General features: G+C 71.6%; 12 protein-coding genes. 6 read left to right on the top strand and 6 right to left on the bottom strand.

Going from position 1 to position 14,447, the window contains the following annotated elements:
- Positions 1-147 precede the first annotated feature (147 nt).
- The 4 genes from sdhC to ACWDBE_RS32475 are packed head-to-tail and all read left to right on the top strand — an operon-like array spanning position 148 to position 3,582.
- Positions 148-528 carry a succinate dehydrogenase, cytochrome b556 subunit gene (sdhC, locus tag ACWDBE_RS32490; protein ID WP_316523755.1) on the top strand — a complete coding sequence of 127 codons (381 nt, stop codon included), beginning with the start codon at positions 148-150 and terminating at the stop codon, positions 526-528.
- A gap of 8 nt (positions 529-536) precedes the next feature.
- On the top strand, positions 537-1,028 hold the full coding sequence (gene sdhD / locus ACWDBE_RS32485) for a succinate dehydrogenase, hydrophobic membrane anchor protein (protein WP_392914415.1): 492 nt from the start codon (positions 537-539) through the stop codon (positions 1,026-1,028).
- A 38-nt stretch (positions 1,029-1,066) separates the two neighbouring features.
- The gene (gene sdhA / locus ACWDBE_RS32480; protein ID WP_449788229.1) at positions 1,067-2,809 is read left to right on the top strand and encodes a succinate dehydrogenase flavoprotein subunit; all 1,743 of its coding nucleotides are present in this window, start codon (positions 1,067-1,069) and stop codon (positions 2,807-2,809) included.
- A complete protein-coding gene (locus ACWDBE_RS32475; protein ID WP_224277932.1) occupies positions 2,809-3,582 on the top strand; it encodes a succinate dehydrogenase iron-sulfur subunit in 774 nt (257 codons plus the stop codon). Before sdhA ends, ACWDBE_RS32475 begins: the two co-directional genes overlap by 1 nt.
- A gap of 152 nt (positions 3,583-3,734) precedes the next feature.
- Here the strand turns inward: ACWDBE_RS32475 and ACWDBE_RS32470 are convergent, their stop codons facing one another.
- On the bottom strand, positions 3,735-3,992 hold the full coding sequence (locus ACWDBE_RS32470; RefSeq protein ID WP_449788228.1) for an SCO4848 family membrane protein: 258 nt from the start codon (positions 3,990-3,992) through the stop codon (positions 3,735-3,737).
- Between the two features lie 136 nt (positions 3,993-4,128).
- On the opposite strand from ACWDBE_RS32470, the gene ACWDBE_RS32465 reads away from it, so the two are divergent.
- Positions 4,129-5,322: a D-alanyl-D-alanine carboxypeptidase family protein gene (locus ACWDBE_RS32465; protein WP_449788227.1), complete on the top strand. Its 1,194-nt coding sequence runs from the start codon at positions 4,129-4,131 to the stop codon at positions 5,320-5,322.
- A gap of 27 nt (positions 5,323-5,349) precedes the next feature.
- On the opposite strand, the gene ACWDBE_RS32460 is transcribed toward ACWDBE_RS32465, so the two are convergent.
- Positions 5,350-6,351, bottom strand: coding sequence for a YihY/virulence factor BrkB family protein (locus ACWDBE_RS32460; RefSeq protein WP_449788226.1), 1,002 nt, complete (start codon positions 6,349-6,351; stop codon positions 5,350-5,352).
- A 46-nt stretch (positions 6,352-6,397) separates the two neighbouring features.
- Positions 6,398-7,396 (bottom strand): glycosyltransferase family 2 protein, encoded by a 999-nt coding sequence (locus ACWDBE_RS32455; RefSeq protein ID WP_449788225.1) that lies wholly within the window; start codon positions 7,394-7,396, stop codon positions 6,398-6,400.
- A gap of 134 nt (positions 7,397-7,530) precedes the next feature.
- Between ACWDBE_RS32455 and ACWDBE_RS32450 the strand changes: the two genes are divergently transcribed.
- Positions 7,531-11,103 carry a bifunctional glycosyltransferase/CDP-glycerol:glycerophosphate glycerophosphotransferase gene (locus tag ACWDBE_RS32450; protein WP_449809714.1) on the top strand — a complete coding sequence of 1,191 codons (3,573 nt, stop codon included), beginning with the start codon at positions 7,531-7,533 and terminating at the stop codon, positions 11,101-11,103.
- A gap of 174 nt (positions 11,104-11,277) precedes the next feature.
- Here ACWDBE_RS32450 and ACWDBE_RS32445 read toward each other — a convergent pair whose 3' ends face one another.
- The 3 genes from ACWDBE_RS32445 to ACWDBE_RS32435 all read right to left on the bottom strand — a co-directional run bounded on the left by ACWDBE_RS32445 (position 11,278) and on the right by ACWDBE_RS32435 (position 14,225).
- Positions 11,278-11,766 (bottom strand): 2'-5' RNA ligase family protein, encoded by a 489-nt coding sequence (locus tag ACWDBE_RS32445; protein WP_449809713.1) that lies wholly within the window; start codon positions 11,764-11,766, stop codon positions 11,278-11,280.
- A 62-nt stretch (positions 11,767-11,828) separates the two neighbouring features.
- The gene (gene trpS, locus ACWDBE_RS32440) at positions 11,829-12,824 is read right to left on the bottom strand and encodes a tryptophan--tRNA ligase (protein WP_392914445.1); all 996 of its coding nucleotides are present in this window, start codon (positions 12,822-12,824) and stop codon (positions 11,829-11,831) included.
- 75 nt (positions 12,825-12,899) lie between these two features.
- Positions 12,900-14,225, bottom strand: coding sequence for a hemolysin family protein (locus ACWDBE_RS32435; protein WP_449788222.1), 1,326 nt, complete (start codon positions 14,223-14,225; stop codon positions 12,900-12,902).
- Positions 14,226-14,447: the final 222 nt, after the last annotated feature.

Below are 14,447 nucleotides of genomic sequence, written 5' to 3'. Positions count from 1 at the left end.
AAGTGCCTGATTGATCACATCTGGGGCCCCCGGAGGCGGTTCACAACGAGGCGTCGATAGGATGCTGGCGGCCGGTGGACCGTACCCGGCCGGGCTGACCGACACCGAAGCCGGCCGAGCCCCCAATCGCTTCCGGAGGGTTTTTCCGTGCCGGCTGGAACGCTGTACCGCGGCCGGGAAGGCATGTGGAGCTGGGTGGCTCATCGAGTCACCGGCGTCCTCATCTTCTTCTTCCTGTTCGCCCACGTCCTGGACACCGCCCTCGTGCGAGTGTCGCCGGAGTCCTACGACACCGTCATCCAGACGTACAAGACTCCGCTCGTGAACCTGATGGAGTACGGCCTGGTGGCCGCCATCCTGTTCCACGCCCTGAACGGCCTGCGGGTCGTCGCGGTGGACTTCTGGGCCAAGGGCCCGAAGTACCAGAAGCAGATGCTCTGGACCGTCGTCGGAGTCTGGGTCGTCCTGATGGCCGGTTCCTTCTACGGGATCCTCCAGCACACGCTGATCTCCTGGTTCGGGAAGTGAGCCGAGACATGTCCACGGAAATCTCCGACGCCATCGTCGTCCCCTCCAAGCAGGCGCACACCGGCAAGGGACTGGGCACCGGCAACCCGGCCGACGCGTTCGTCATCGAGCCTCCGCGCCAGCGGAGCAAGAAGACCCCGCGCCGCACCCGCACCAACTTCGAGATGCTGGCCTGGCTCTTCATGCGCCTGTCCGGCATCGTCCTGGTCGTGCTGATCCTCGGCCACCTGCTGATCATGCTGGTGCTCGACGGCGGCGTCTCCAAGATCGGCTTCGCCTTCGTGGCCGGCCGCTGGGCCTCGCCGTTCTGGCAGGGCTGGGACCTCCTGATGCTCTGGCTCGCCATGCTGCACGGCGCGAACGGCATGCGTCAGGTCATCAACGACTACGCCGAGAAGGACTCGACCCGGCTCTGGCTGAAGGGCCTCATGGGTACCGCCACGGTCTTCACCGTGCTGCTCGGCACCCTGGTGATCTTCACCTTCGACCCGAACATCTAATCGGAAATCGACAGAGGCCAGAGGCGAGTTAACCCCCCATGCAGATTCACCAGTACGACACCGTCATCGTCGGCGCCGGCGGCGCCGGCATGCGCGCGGCCATCGAGTCGACGCAGCGCAGCCGCACCGCCGTCCTGACCAAGCTCTACCCCACGCGGTCCCACACCGGCGCGGCCCAGGGCGGCATGTGCGCCGCCCTCGCCAACGTCGAGGAGGACAACTGGGAGTGGCACACCTTCGACACGGTCAAGGGTGGTGACTACCTGGTCGACCAGGACGCCGCCGAGATCATGTGCAAGGAGGCCATCGACGCCGTCCTCGACCTGGAGAAGATGGGCCTGCCCTTCTCCCGCACCGAGCAGGGCCGGATCGACCAGCGCCGCTTCGGCGGTCACTCCCGCAACCACGGCGAGGCCCCGGTCCGCCGCTCGTGCTACGCGGCCGACCGCACCGGCCACATGATCCTCCAGACGCTGTTCCAGAACTGCGTCAAGCACGGCGTCGAGTTCTTCAACGAGTTCTACGTCCTCGACCTGCTGATCAACGAGGGCAAGACGGCCGGCGTCGTCGCCTACGAGCTGGCCACCGGCGAGATCCACGTCTTCCAGGCCAAGTCGGTCGTGTTCGCCTCCGGCGGCACCGGCAAGTTCTTCAAGGTCTCCTCCAACGCCCACACCCTCACCGGTGACGGCCAGGCCCTGGTCTACCGCCGCGGCCTGCCGCTGGAGGACATGGAGTTCTTCCAGTTCCACCCGACGGGCATCTGGCGCATGGGCATCCTGCTCACCGAGGGCGCCCGCGGCGAGGGCGGCATCCTGCGCAACAAGGACGGCGAGCGCTTCATGGAGCGCTACGCCCCCGTCATGAAGGACCTCGCGTCCCGTGACGTCTGCTCCCGCGCGATCTACACCGAGATCCGCGAGGGCCGCGGCTGCGGTCCTGAGGGCGACCACGTCTACCTGGACCTGACCCACCTGCCGCCGGAGCAGCTGGACGCCAAGCTGCCGGACATCACCGAGTTCGCGCGCACCTACCTCGGCATCGAGCCCTACACGGACCCGATCCCGATCCAGCCCACCGCGCACTACGCCATGGGCGGCATCCCGACCAACGTCGAGGGTGAGGTCCTGCGCAACAACACGGACGTCGTCCCGGGCCTGTACGCGGCCGGCGAGGTCGCCTGCGTGTCCGTGCACGGCGCCAACCGCCTGGGCACCAACTCGCTGCTGGACATCAACGTGTTCGGCCGTCGCGCGGGCATCGCCGCCGCCGACTACGCCAACGAGCACGACTTCGTCGAGCTGCCCGAGAACCCGGCCGAGAAGGTCCAGGCCCTGGTCGACGGCCTGCGCGAGGGCACCGGCACCGAGTCCGTGGGGCAGATCCGCAAGGAGCTGCAGGAGACCATGGACACCAACGCCATGGTCTACCGCACCGGCGCCACCCTGAAGCAGGCGATCGAGGACATCGCCGCACTGAAGGAGCGCTACAAGAACGTCTCCATCCAGGACAAGGGCTTCCGGTACAACACGGACCTGCTGGAGGCCGTCGAGCTGGGCAACCTGCTCGACCTGGCCGAGGTGCTGGCCGTCTCCGCGCTGGCCCGCGAGGAGTCCCGCGGCGGCCACTACCGCGAGGACTTCCCGACCCGTGACGACGTGAAGTTCATGCAGCACACCATGGCGTACCAGGAGGTCGCCGCCGACGGCAGCACCTCCATCCGCCTCGACTACAAGCCGGTCGTCACGACCCGCTACCAGCCGATGGAGCGTAAGTACTGATGAGCACTCCGACCGTGGAGAAGCACTCGGCCGCTCTGGACGCGGTCGAAGCCGGTGCCGTCCAGCCGATCACCGTCACCTTCCGGATCCGCCGGTTCAACCCGGAGGAGCACCCGGACCCGGTGTGGGTGGACTACCAGCTGACGATGGACCCGAAGGAGCGCGTCCTGGACGCGCTCAACAAGATCAAGTGGGAGCAGGACGGCACCCTCACCTACCGCCGTTCCTGCGCCCACGGCATCTGCGGCTCCGACGCCATGCGGATCAACGGCCGCAACCGGCTGGCGTGCAAGACCCTGATCAAGGACGTCAACCCGGAGAAGCCGATCACGATCGAGGCCATCAAGGGCCTGACGGTCCTCAAGGACCTGGTCGTGGACATGGACCCGTTCTTCCAGGCGTACAAGGACGTCATGCCGTTCCTCATCACCAAGGGGAACGAGCCGACCCGCGAGCGCCTGCAGTCCGCCGAGGACCGCGAGCGCTTCGACGACACCACCAAGTGCATCCTGTGCGCCGCGTGCACGTCGTCCTGCCCGGTGTTCTGGAACGACGGCCAGTACTTCGGCCCGGCCGCCATCGTCAACGCGCACCGCTTCATCTTCGACTCGCGCGACGAGGGTGCCGAGCAGCGCCTGGAGATCCTCAACGACCGTGAGGGCGTGTGGCGCTGCCGCACCACCTTCAACTGCTCCGAGGCCTGCCCGCGTGGCATCGAGGTCACCAAGGCGATCCAGGAAGTGAAGCGGGCGCTGGTCACCCGCCGCTTCTGATCCCGGCCTGACGACGCGAAGGCCCCCGCCCGATCCTCCGATCGGGCGGGGGCCTTCGCGCGTCCCGGCGCAGGGCGCCGAGGTCGGTCGGGCCGCTCCGGCCGCCGTACCGCACCGGGTGCCGCTCGGCCGTCACCGTCGCCCGCGCCGGATCAGTCGGTGGCCGGGGTGCGGCGCGCGGCGCGCAGGCCGCGCACGCCGATGCCGCCCACGGCGATGCCGAGGGCGAAGGAGGTGACGGCGAGGAGGAGGTGGATCCAGAAGAACGCCGTGGGCTGGGAGTGGTCGCCGCCGGTGAAGGCCTGGCCGCCGGAGTCCTTCCAGAGGTTCTTCACGAAGGTCGTCCAGATGATGATCGACCAGACCCCGAAGGCGGTCAGGAACCAGGAGGTGCGGCGGCTGAGCTTCATGGCGGTCCTCGGCGTGTGAAGGCGGTGTGCATCCCCAGTATGCGCGGGCCGCCGATCGGCGTAGGGCGGGCCCCTCCTGCGGAGGACGGGCCCCGGGGGGCGGGCACCGGAGGCCGGGAGTGGGTACGGTCAGCTGGTGTCCACTCCCCGACTGACGCTCGCGCGCCTGTGCGCCGCGGTCACCGCGGCCTTACCGGTACTGCTCGCCGCCCCGGCGGGCGCGGCTCCGCAGCAGCCGCCCCCGTCGGCCGCGATCGGCGGCGAGCGGCTGGGGCTCCCCGGGGTGCAGGTCGCCCCGATGGCGGGCGCCCCGTCGCTGCCCGGCGATCTCACCGGGCAGTCCTGGATCGTCTCCGACCTGGCGTCAGGGGACGTGCTGGCGGCCAGCAACCCGCATCTGCGGCTGCCCCCGGCGAGCACCCTGAAGATCCTCTTCGCGGACACCGTGCTGCCCAAGTTCGACCGCAACGCGGTGCACCGGGTGGCCGACGAGGAGATCCAGGGGATCGGCCCCGGCAGCAGCCTGGTCGGCATCAAGGAGGACCTGGACTACCGGGTCGAGGACCTGTGGCGAGGGGTGTTCCTGAGCTCCGGCAACGACGCGGTGCACGTCCTGGCGCACATGAACGGCGGCATCCGGCAGACCGTCGCCGAGATGCAGGCCCGCGCCGACGCGCTCCAGGCGCGGGACACCAGGGTGGTCTCCCCGGACGGCTACGACATGGAGGGCCAGGTCTCCTCGGCCTACGACCTGTCGCTGTTCGCCCGGGCCGGCCTGCGCAACGCGGACTTCCGGATGTACTGCGCCACCCGGGACGCGATGTTCCCGGGCGCCGTCGACCGCGCCACCGGCCGGCGCGGCAGCTTCGGGATCGCCAACACCAACCGGCTGCTGGGCAAGTACCCGGGCCTGATCGGCGTGAAGAACGGCACCACCACCAACGCCGGCTCGACCTTCGTCGGCGCCGCCGAGCGAGGCGGCCGCACCCTGCTGGTGACGGTGATGCACCCGGCGAGCTACCAGAAGGTCTACGACGAGACGGCGGCCCTGCTGGACTGGGGCTTCGCCGCGGCCGGCAAGGTCCAGCCGGTCGGCCGGCTGGTCGACGAGGTCCCGCCCGCCGGCGCCGCGCCGACCGCCCAGGCCGGTGGCGCCGAGGAAACGCCCGCGCCGCCGCCCGCCACCGCGGCAGCCGACCCGGCGGTCGCGGCCCCCGCGGCGACGGGCGGCGGCGACGGGCTCGCCCTCGGCGGCTGGACGGCCGTGGTGCTGGCCGGGGTCGCGCTCGGATACGGCGCGGTGGTGCTGTGGCGGCGCTCCGCCGGCTGATCCGCGGAGCCGCGAGAGGGTCCGGTCTCAGTCCTGGGGCCGGACCTCTCCGTTCGCCTTCCCGTTCCCCTTCTTCCGCCGCTCGGCCCGGGCGGCCTTCTCCGCCGCGTCCGCCTCCGCCGCCCGCTGTGCCTCGTCGGCCGCCTCCAGCAGTGCCCGCCCGTGCGCCCTGGTCCGTTCCCGGGCCGCCACCGGGTCGGCCGTCGCCGTCCAGGCCACGCAGTACATCAGCAGCCGGGAGACGAAGTTGATCCACAGCAGCAGCGCCACCGGCGTGGCGAACGCCCCGTACACGCTCCGTCCGGCGACCGAGCCCAGGTAGGAGGCGAGCAGGAGCTTCAGCAGTTCGAAGCCGACCGAGCCGATCAGCGCGCCCTGCACCAGGTCCCGGCGGCGCTGGTCGGTGATCCCGGGGAAGGGCGCCAGCAGGTAGGCGAAGAGCAGCATGTCGCACGCTATGGCGATCAGCACGCCGACCGCGGTCAGCAGGTACCCGCTGTTGAGGCCGAGCGCGTCGGCGATCCGGCCGGCCAGCGTGGTCCCGGCGGCGGAGGCGGCCAGCGAGAACAGCGAGACCAGGCCGAGGCCGGCCAGCACCGCCACGTCCCAGGCCTTGCGCAGCACCGGGTTGCCGTCCTCGTGGGGCAGCTGCCACAGGTCCCGGATAGAGGTGCGCATGGTGTCCACCCAGCCGAGGCCGGAGACCAGCAGCAGCGCCCCGCCGACCAGGCCGACGGTGCCCGCGTTGGACACCAGGGCGGGCAGGTCGACCGCGTCGGAGATCCCCGGCAGCTGGTCGGAGACGTGCTCCTGCAGCTCGTGCACCCGGCTGTCGCTCAGCGCCGCGGCGGCGATCGCCAGACCCACCGTGAGCAGCGGGAAGAGGGCGAGGAAGCCGAAGAAGGTGACGGCGCCGGCCAGCCGGTTGCCCCGGGCGGCGGTGAGGTACTCGTACACCAGGTACGGGCGGCTGCGCAGCACCCGGGCCACGAGCGGGCCGACGACCGGCAGGCGGGTCAGGAAGTCCACCCACCGGTTATACCGGCATGTCGCCCGAACGGGCGTCAGATCGGGTCTACCGCTTGACGAGTCGGCGGGCCTTGGCGAGGGCGCGGACCGCCTGGTAGGCGCCGTAGCGGCCGTGGCTGAGCAGCTCGGTGCGCACGCCGTCCACGCCGGACGGAGGGCGGTAGCCGGCCGGCCGCAGCCGGGCGCAGTGCTCGGCGGCGCGGCGGAAGTACTCGCGGCGGTCGCCGGACGGGACCCGGCCGGGCTTGGAGACCACGGTGTTGAGGTGGTGCAGCATCCGGCCGTAGACGACCGGGCGCCAGCGCTCCAGGTCGGGGCGGCCGTCGAGGAAGGCGAAGACCAGGTCGTACTGGTCGAACACGTCGAAGTGCTTGCGGCTGGCGGTGGCCAGGATGTTGCCGCCCTCCTGGCGCTGGCGGTAGTGCACGCCGACCCGGTCGAGCAGGGTGATCCGGGCGGCGGCGAGCAGCGCCGGGTACGTCCAGGGGGTGTCCTCGTAGTAGCCGGCCGGGAAGACCAGCCGCTGCTCGGTGACGAAGCCCCGGCGGTAGGCCTTGTTCCAGACGACCTGGAGCAGGTCGAGCAGGTCGGGGCGGGCGTCGAGGTCGAAGACGTCCGGGGAGGCGGCGCCGAAGACGTGGGCGGAGGCGGCCCGGGTGATCCGGCCGTCGGCGTAGGTGCGGGCGTAGTCGTAGACCAGGACGTCCGGGTCACCCGTGGCGGTGAGCCGCTCGTCGACGTGCTTCAGCAGTCCGGGGGTCAGGGTGTCGTCGCTGTCGAGGAAGATCACGTAGTCCCCGGTGGCGACCTCCAGGCCGGCGTTGCGGGCCCGGCCGAGGCCGACGTTCTCCGGCAGGTGCAGCACCCGGATCCGGGCGTCCGCGGCGGCCGCCTCGTCCAGCATGGCGCCGCAGCGGTCCGGGGAGCGGTCGTCCACCGCGATCAGTTCGAAGTCCGGGCCGTCCTGGGAGAGCACCGAATCGAGGCATTCGCCGAGGTAGTCCTGCACCTGGTACACGGGGACGATCACGCTGAAACGGGCCACGGGCCCAGCGTAGTGGTCCCCCGGTGGGCGAGGTCCCCGGAGGTAGGATCGGGGGCGCACGTACGCACCGATCCAAGTGCGGCCAGGCCCCGTACGGGCTGCCACGCTCCTCCAGAGAAAGGCCTGCGTAGCCGATGGCTCCCCGCCTCTCCATCGTCGTCCCGATCTACAACGTCGAGCGCTACCTCGTGGAATGCCTCGACTCGATCGCCGCCCAGACCTTCACGGACTTCGAGTGCGTCATGGTCGACGACGGTTCGAAGGACGGCAGCGCGGCGCTCGCCGAGGCGTACGCGGCCAAGGACTCCCGGTTCCGGCTGGTCCGACAGGTGAACAAGGGCCTCGGCGCGGCCCGCAACACCGGCATCCGGCACATCGACCCGGACTCCGAGTTCCTGTGCTTCGTGGACAGCGACGACTCGATGCCGCCGAGCGCGTACGAGCTGATGATCAACACGCTGGACGAGACCGGCTCGGACTTCTGCACCGGCAACGTGCTGCGCTTCCGCGCCGTCGGCTACTACCCGTCCACCGGCCACCTGAAGCCGTTCAAGGAGACCAGGCTCAAGACCCACATCACCGAGATCCCGGCGCTGGTCACCGACCGCACCGCGTGGAACAAGGTGTACCGCCGTTCGTTCTTCGACGCGGCCGGCCTGCTCTACCCCGAGGGCATCCTGTACGAGGACGCCCCGGTCAGCGTGCCGCACCACTACCTGGCGAAGAGCGTGGACGTGCTCTCCGAGCCGATCTACCACTGGCGCGAGCGCGAGGTCGGCGAGATGTCGATCACGCAGATGCGCACCAACCCGAAGGGCCTGATCGACCGGGTCGCCTCGGTCGAGCTGGTCCGCGCCTGGCTGCTGAAGCAGACCGAGCCGCGCTTCGCCGAGTACCTGCGCTCCTACGACGAGAACACCCTCGTCGAGGAGATCCCGATGTTCTTCTGGTCCCTCGTGGAGGGCGACAAGGAGTACCGGGACGCCTACGTCCAGCACGTCGGCCGGCTGCTCCGGGCGATCGGCGCCGAGCAGGTCGCCAAGCTGCGCGCGCCGGTGCGGCTGAAGTACCACCTGACCCTTTCGGGCCGGATGGACGAGCTGGTCGAGCAGATCACCTACGAGCGCGAGAGCGGCGGCGGCGTCCAGGCCCGCGGTCTGCTGCGCCCGTACGCCGACTACCCGTTCCTGCGCGGCGGACGCAAGAGCGTACCGGCCGGGGTGCTCAAGCTGGACAACTCGCTGGTCATCCGCAGCCGGCTGTACGACAGCTCCTGGGTGGACGGCAAGCTCCGGCTGACCGGGCACGCGTACCCGGAGCAGCTGGGCGCGGCCGGCAAGCACGACATGGTCCGCACCCTGGTGCTGCGCGAGGCCAAGGGCCGCCGGGTCATCGCGGTGCCGATGAAGACCACGTACGCCCCCCAGGCCACCGCGAGCTGCCGGCACGACCTGTACAGCTGCGACTGGTCCGGCTTCACCGTGTCCGTCGACCCGAGGAAGCTCCGGCACCGCGGCCAGTGGAAGGACGGCAACTGGCGCGTCCTGGTGGCCGGCGCGGGCAAGGGCGGGGTCTACAAGGGCCGCATCTCGGCGGGCGAGAACGACAGCGCGCTGTTCCTGCCGTGGCACTGGGTCGAACCGGACGTGCGGATCGTGCCGTGGGTCCGGGACAACTTCGTCTACCTCCGGGTGGAGACGGTCAAGGCCCGGGTGACCGGCCTGGCCGCGCAGGGCGACCGGGTGGAGGTCTCGGGCGCGGCCCGCTCCGGCCCGAGCTTCGCCGGGGCGCGGCTGCGGCTCACCCACGCCGAGTCGGACCGCCAGCTGACCTTCCCGCTGGAGCTGGGCGCTCCGGTCGGCTCGCTCCAGCCGTTCACCGCGGTCTTCCCGGTCGCCGAGCTGACCGCCGTCCGCGAGGCCTGGGCCGAGCTGGACCCGGTGGCCGCCGAGCGCAGCCGCGACCACTGGACCGGCGCGCTGCTGCTGGCCGACGGCAGCACCGTCCCGCTGGCCTGGGACGACCGCAACGCCCCCGAGCGGCTGCACCTGGCGCTGAACCCGCAGGCCCCGGTCGCCGAGCGCCGGGCCCTCTACTCCAAGCCCTCCCCCGAGGGGCGCCTCCAGTTCGCCGACCAGGTGCTCCAGCCGCTGGTGGACGAGGTCTCCTCGCGCGGCGCCGACGGCTTCCTGCTGAGCGGCTCGTTCCCGCTGCCCGGCGCGCACCGCTGGGAGCTGGTGGTCCGTCACAAGTGGCGCGAGGAGGAGCACACCTACCCGGTGGAGATCTCGGACGGCCGGTTCCGCACCGCGCTGCCCGCCGTGCCGACGGCCTCCTTCGCCGGCCGGGTGCCGCTCTCCCGGGGCATCTGGCACGTCGTGTTCCGTCCGGTCGGGGTCCCGGTGCCCGAACTGCCGGACGCCGCCGCGCTGGTCACCCCGGACTGCTTCGACGCCCTGCCGGTCGCGGTGGAGTCCCGCGGCAAGCGGATACTGCTGGAGCGCCGCCGCCACGACGGCCTGTCGCTGCTGTCGGACTCGGTGCTGCTGCCCGAGGAGCGGGCCCGCTACCGCCAGCGCCGGCTGCAGAGCGTGGACTACCCGGCCGCCCGCCGGCTGCCGCTGCGCGACGCGGTGGTGTACCACACCGGCAAGTACGGCGCGTACGCCGACTCACCCCGGGCCGTCCACGAGGAGCTGGTCCGCCGCGGCCTGCCGCTGGAGCACCTGTGGGGCACCGACGACATGCAGGCCGAGCTGCCGCGGACCGCGAGCGCGCTGCGGTACCGCGGCCCGGAGTGGTACGAGGCGCTGGCCACCGCCAAGTACATCGTGGCCGGCACCCACCTGCCCGACTTCTTCGTCCGCCGCCCCGACCAGGTGGTCGTCCAGACCTGGCACGGCAGCCCGCTGAAGCAGATCGGCTTCGACTTCGAGAAGGTCTGGTTCACCGACTCCAAGTACCTGAAGAGCCTGGCCCGGGAGGTCCCGAACTGGAGCCTGCTGGTGGCCGGCAACCGCTGGTCCGCCCCGGTGCTGCGGCGCGCCTTCGACTTCAAGGGCGAGATCCTGGAGAGCGGTCTGCCCCGGAACGACCTGCTGTTCGCGGCCGACCGGGAGAAGACCGCCGAGCAGGTCCGGGAGCGGCTCGGCCTGCCCGAGGGCAAGAAGGTCGTGCTCTACGCGCCGACCTGGCGCGAGGACCGGCGCCGGCCCGACGACGGCTACCAGATCGACCTGCGGATCGACCTGGCGGCGGCCAGGGCCGCGCTCGGCGACGACCAGGTGCTGCTGGTGCGCCGGCACCACCTGATGTGCGGCCAGATCCCGGGAGCCGGCAACGGCTACGTCTGGGACGTCGGCAGCTACCCCGACATGGCGGAGCTGCTGCTGATCGCCGACGTCCTGGTGACCGACTACTCGGCGAGCATCTTCGACTTCGCGTCGACCGGCAAGCCGATCGTGCTCTTCACCTACGACCTGGAGCACTACCGGGACAACCTGCGCGGCTTCAGCCTGAACTTCGAGGCCGAGGCGCCCGGCCCGATGCCGGCCACCTCCGAGGAGCTCGTCTCCGTGCTCGGCCGGTTGGACGAGGTCGCGGCGGAGTACGCCGACCGGGCCACCGCGTTCCGCGAGGCGTACTGCGACCTGGACGACGGCAAGGCCGCCGCCCGGGTGGTCGACGCGATGCTCCGCAAGGAGTAGTCCTCCGCGTGCGCTCCGGCGGGCGCCCGGCACCGGACGGTGCCGGGCGTCGGGCCGGGCACCGTACGCAGGACTACGGCGGCGCGGCCCGCCGGACGGTCGAACTCGGCGGGCGGGGAGGCCGGTTCACCCGCCGGCCCACACTCCGGTCCGTGCTGCGGCGCACGCCCCGGTTCACCCGAACGGGTAGCTCCGCCAGGGCCGCCAGACCTCGTCCGCACCGAAGCGGGAGAGGCCGAAGCCCGGCACCCGGAAGTCCGCCCGGAAGTCGCGCGCCTGCTCGTACGCCTGGTCCAGCACGTCGTCCGGCAGACCGTGGGCGACCGTCACGTGCGGGTGGTACGGGAAGGCCAGCTCGCGGGCCAGCGGGCCGGAGCGGATGTCCGCCTCCAGCAGCCGGCACTCCTGCGCGCCCTCCTCGACCCGGACGTACACCACCGGGGAGACCGGGCGGAAGGTCCCGCTGCCGTGCAGCAGCATCCGGAACGGCCGGTGCGCGGCCGCCACCGCCGCCAGGTGCTCCTCGATCTTCGGCAGCAGCTCGGCGGGCACCTCGGTCGGCGGCAGCAGGGTGACGTGCGTGGGTATCGACCGCGCCAGCGGGTCGCCGTGCCCGGCCCGGGCGTCCTGGATCGCCGTGCCGTACGGGTCCGGGACGCTCACGGACACGCCGATGGTGACGACCTCGGGGAGGTCGCCACCATCGGGCAGACGTGTGAGGGGAGTCACCGCTTGGCGGCCGGGAGGAAGCCGATCCGGTCGTACACCGTCTCCAGCGTCACCGACGCCACCTCACGGGCCTTCTCGGCGCCGATCGCCAGCACCCGGTCCAGCTCCGCCGGGTCGTCCAGGAAGCTGCGGGTGCGCTCCTGGAACGGGGTCACCCACTCGGTGAACAGCTCGGCCAGCTCGGTCTTCAGGGCGCCGTACATCTTGCCCTCGAAGTGCTCGACCAGCTGGTCCACCGACTGGCCGCTGAGCGCGGAGTGGATGCGCAGCAGGTTGGAGACGCCCGGCTTGCCCTCCTCGTCGTACGAGACGACGGTGCCGGTGTCGGTGACGGCGCTCTTGAACTTCTTGGCGCTGGCCTTCGGCTCGTCCAGCAGGCTCACCAGGCCCTTGGGCGAGGAGGCCGACTTGCTCATCTTGACGGCCGGGTCCTGGAGGTCCTGGATCTTCGCCGTCTCCTTGAGGATGTACGGCTTCGGGACCGTGAAGGTCGGGCTGTAGCGGGTGTTGAAGCGCTCGGCGATGTCGCGGGTGATCTCCACGTGCTGGCGCTGGTCCTCGCCGACCGGGACGGCGTCCGCCTGGTAGAGCAGGATGTCCGCGATCTGGAGGATCGGGTAGGTGAACAGGCCGACCGTGGTGCCCTCGGCACCGTAGCGGGAGGACTTGTCCTTGAACTGGGTCATCCGGGAGGCCTCGCCGAAGCCGGTGAGGCAGTTCATCACCCAGGCGAGCTGCGCGTGCTCGGGCACGTGCGACTGGACGAACAGGGTGCAGTTGTCCGGGTCCAGGCCCGCGCCGAGCAGCTGGGCGGCGGAGACCCGGGTATTCTCGCGCAGCGTCACCGGGTCCTGCGGCACCGTGATCGCGTGCAGGTCGACGACCATGTAGAAGGCGTCGTTGGCCTTCTGGAGGTCCACCCACTGGCGCACCGCGCCCAGGTAGTTGCCGAGGTGGAACGAGCCGGAGGTGGGCTGGATGCCGGAGAGCACCCGGGGACGGTCCTTGACCGGACCAGTGACCGCTGCGTTGACCATGCGCGCCATTGTTCCAGTTCCACCGCTCGCTCAGGAAACCTCCGACCCCGGAGGCTCGGCCAGTGTGACCGCACTCACCCCCACCCGGGCGATCCGCCGGCCCTCGACCTTGGCCACCGTCAGCAGCACCCCGCCGCCGCCCTCGACCGGGACGCGCACCTGGTCGCCGTCCCTGGGCAGCCGGCCGAGCGCGGCCACCAGGCAGCCCGCCACCGTCTCGTACGGGCCCTCGGGCAGGACGACGCCGGTCTCCTCGGCGAAGTCGCCGAGGTTGAGCAGGCCGTCCAGCTCCATGCCGCCGCCGGCCAGCCGGCGGGTGGGGGCGGACTCCGGGCGGTCGTACTCGTCCCGGATCTCGCCGATCACCTCCTCGACCAGGTCCTCCAGGGTGACGATCCCGGCGGTGCCGCCGTACTCGTCCACCACGATGGCCAGGTGGTGGCCCTCCCGGCGCATCTCGCCCATCGCCTCCAGCACCAGCTTGGTGCCGGGCAGCAGCTTGACCGGGCGGGCCAGGTCGCGGACCTTGACGGCCTGCTCGCCGCGCGCGCCGTACAGGTCGCGGACGTGGACGAAGCCGACCACCGCGTCGGCGCTGCCCTCGACCACCGGGTAGCGCGAGTGCGGGGAGGTGTCGGCCTGGTGCCGGACGGCGGCCAGCGGGCGCTCGGCGTCCAGGAAGGTCACCTCGGTGCGCGGGACCATCACCTCGCGCAGCTGGCGCTCTCCGGCGGAGAACACGTCGGCGATCAACGCCCGTTCGTCGCTCCCGAGTTCGGTGTTGGCGGCGACCAGGCCGCGCAGTTCCTCGGAGCTCATCGAACCGCGGCCCGCCGTCGGGTCCCCGCCGAGCAGCCGGACCATCAGGTTGGTGGAGTGGCCGAGCAGCCAGATCACCGGCCGCAGCACCACCGACATCACGTCCACCACCGGGGCGGCGACGACCGAGATGGACTCGGCGCGCTGCAGGCCGATCCGCTTGGGGGTCAGCTCTCCCAGCACCAGCGAGGCGTAGCTGATCGCCAGGGTGAGGCCGACCAGGGCCACCGCGTCGGCCACGCCCTCGGACAGCCCGGCCCGGACAAACAGCGGGGCGACCTTGCCGGACAGGGTGTCCGCGCCGAAGGCGGCGGACAGGAAGCCCATGCAGGTCACCCCGACCTGGACGGCGGCCAGGAAGCGGTTGGGGTCGGCCGCCAGGTGCGCGGCGCGGGCCGCGCGCCGGGTCCCGCGCGCTTCCAGCGTCCGGATCTGGCCCTCGCGCAGCGAGATCAGCGAGATCTCGGCGACGTTGAACAGCCCGCCCAGCAGGATGAAGACGAGGACGAGCGCGGCGTCCCCGAGTGTTTCGCTCACAGCGGGCCAGTGTAGGACGGCCGGAACCGGCCGGGCCGGACGCGGCGGCGGCCCCGGGCGGACGCGGCGGCGGGTCAGGGGCCGGACGCGGCGGGGGGGGCCCCCCGCGCCGGGGGGGGGCCCCCGGCCCCCGGGGGAACCGGCGGGGGCGGGGGCGCTGTGTGCCCCCACCCCGGCGCCCGCAGGCGGCCGCCCAACACCCACCGGCCCGGCGGAAAGGAC

Source organism: Kitasatospora sp. NPDC001132 (assembly GCF_053598415.1).
The sequence above is the reverse complement of the archived record's forward strand: the minus strand, read 5'-3'. Positions and strand labels throughout refer to the sequence as shown.

Bases quoted from the DNA above. Each gene is read 5' to 3' on its own strand.
- sdhD (WP_392914415.1), top strand. From the start codon at position 537: ATGTCCACGGAAATCTCCGACGCCATCGTCGTCCCCTCCAAGCAGGCG.
- sdhA (WP_449788229.1), top strand. From the start codon at position 1,067: ATGCAGATTCACCAGTACGACACCGTCATCGTCGGCGCCGGCGGCGCC.
- ACWDBE_RS32475 (WP_224277932.1), top strand. From the start codon at position 2,809: ATGAGCACTCCGACCGTGGAGAAGCACTCGGCCGCTCTGGACGCGGTC.
- ACWDBE_RS32470 (WP_449788228.1), bottom strand. From the start codon at position 3,992: ATGAAGCTCAGCCGCCGCACCTCCTGGTTCCTGACCGCCTTCGGGGTC.
- ACWDBE_RS32450 (WP_449809714.1), top strand. From the start codon at position 7,531: ATGGCTCCCCGCCTCTCCATCGTCGTCCCGATCTACAACGTCGAGCGC.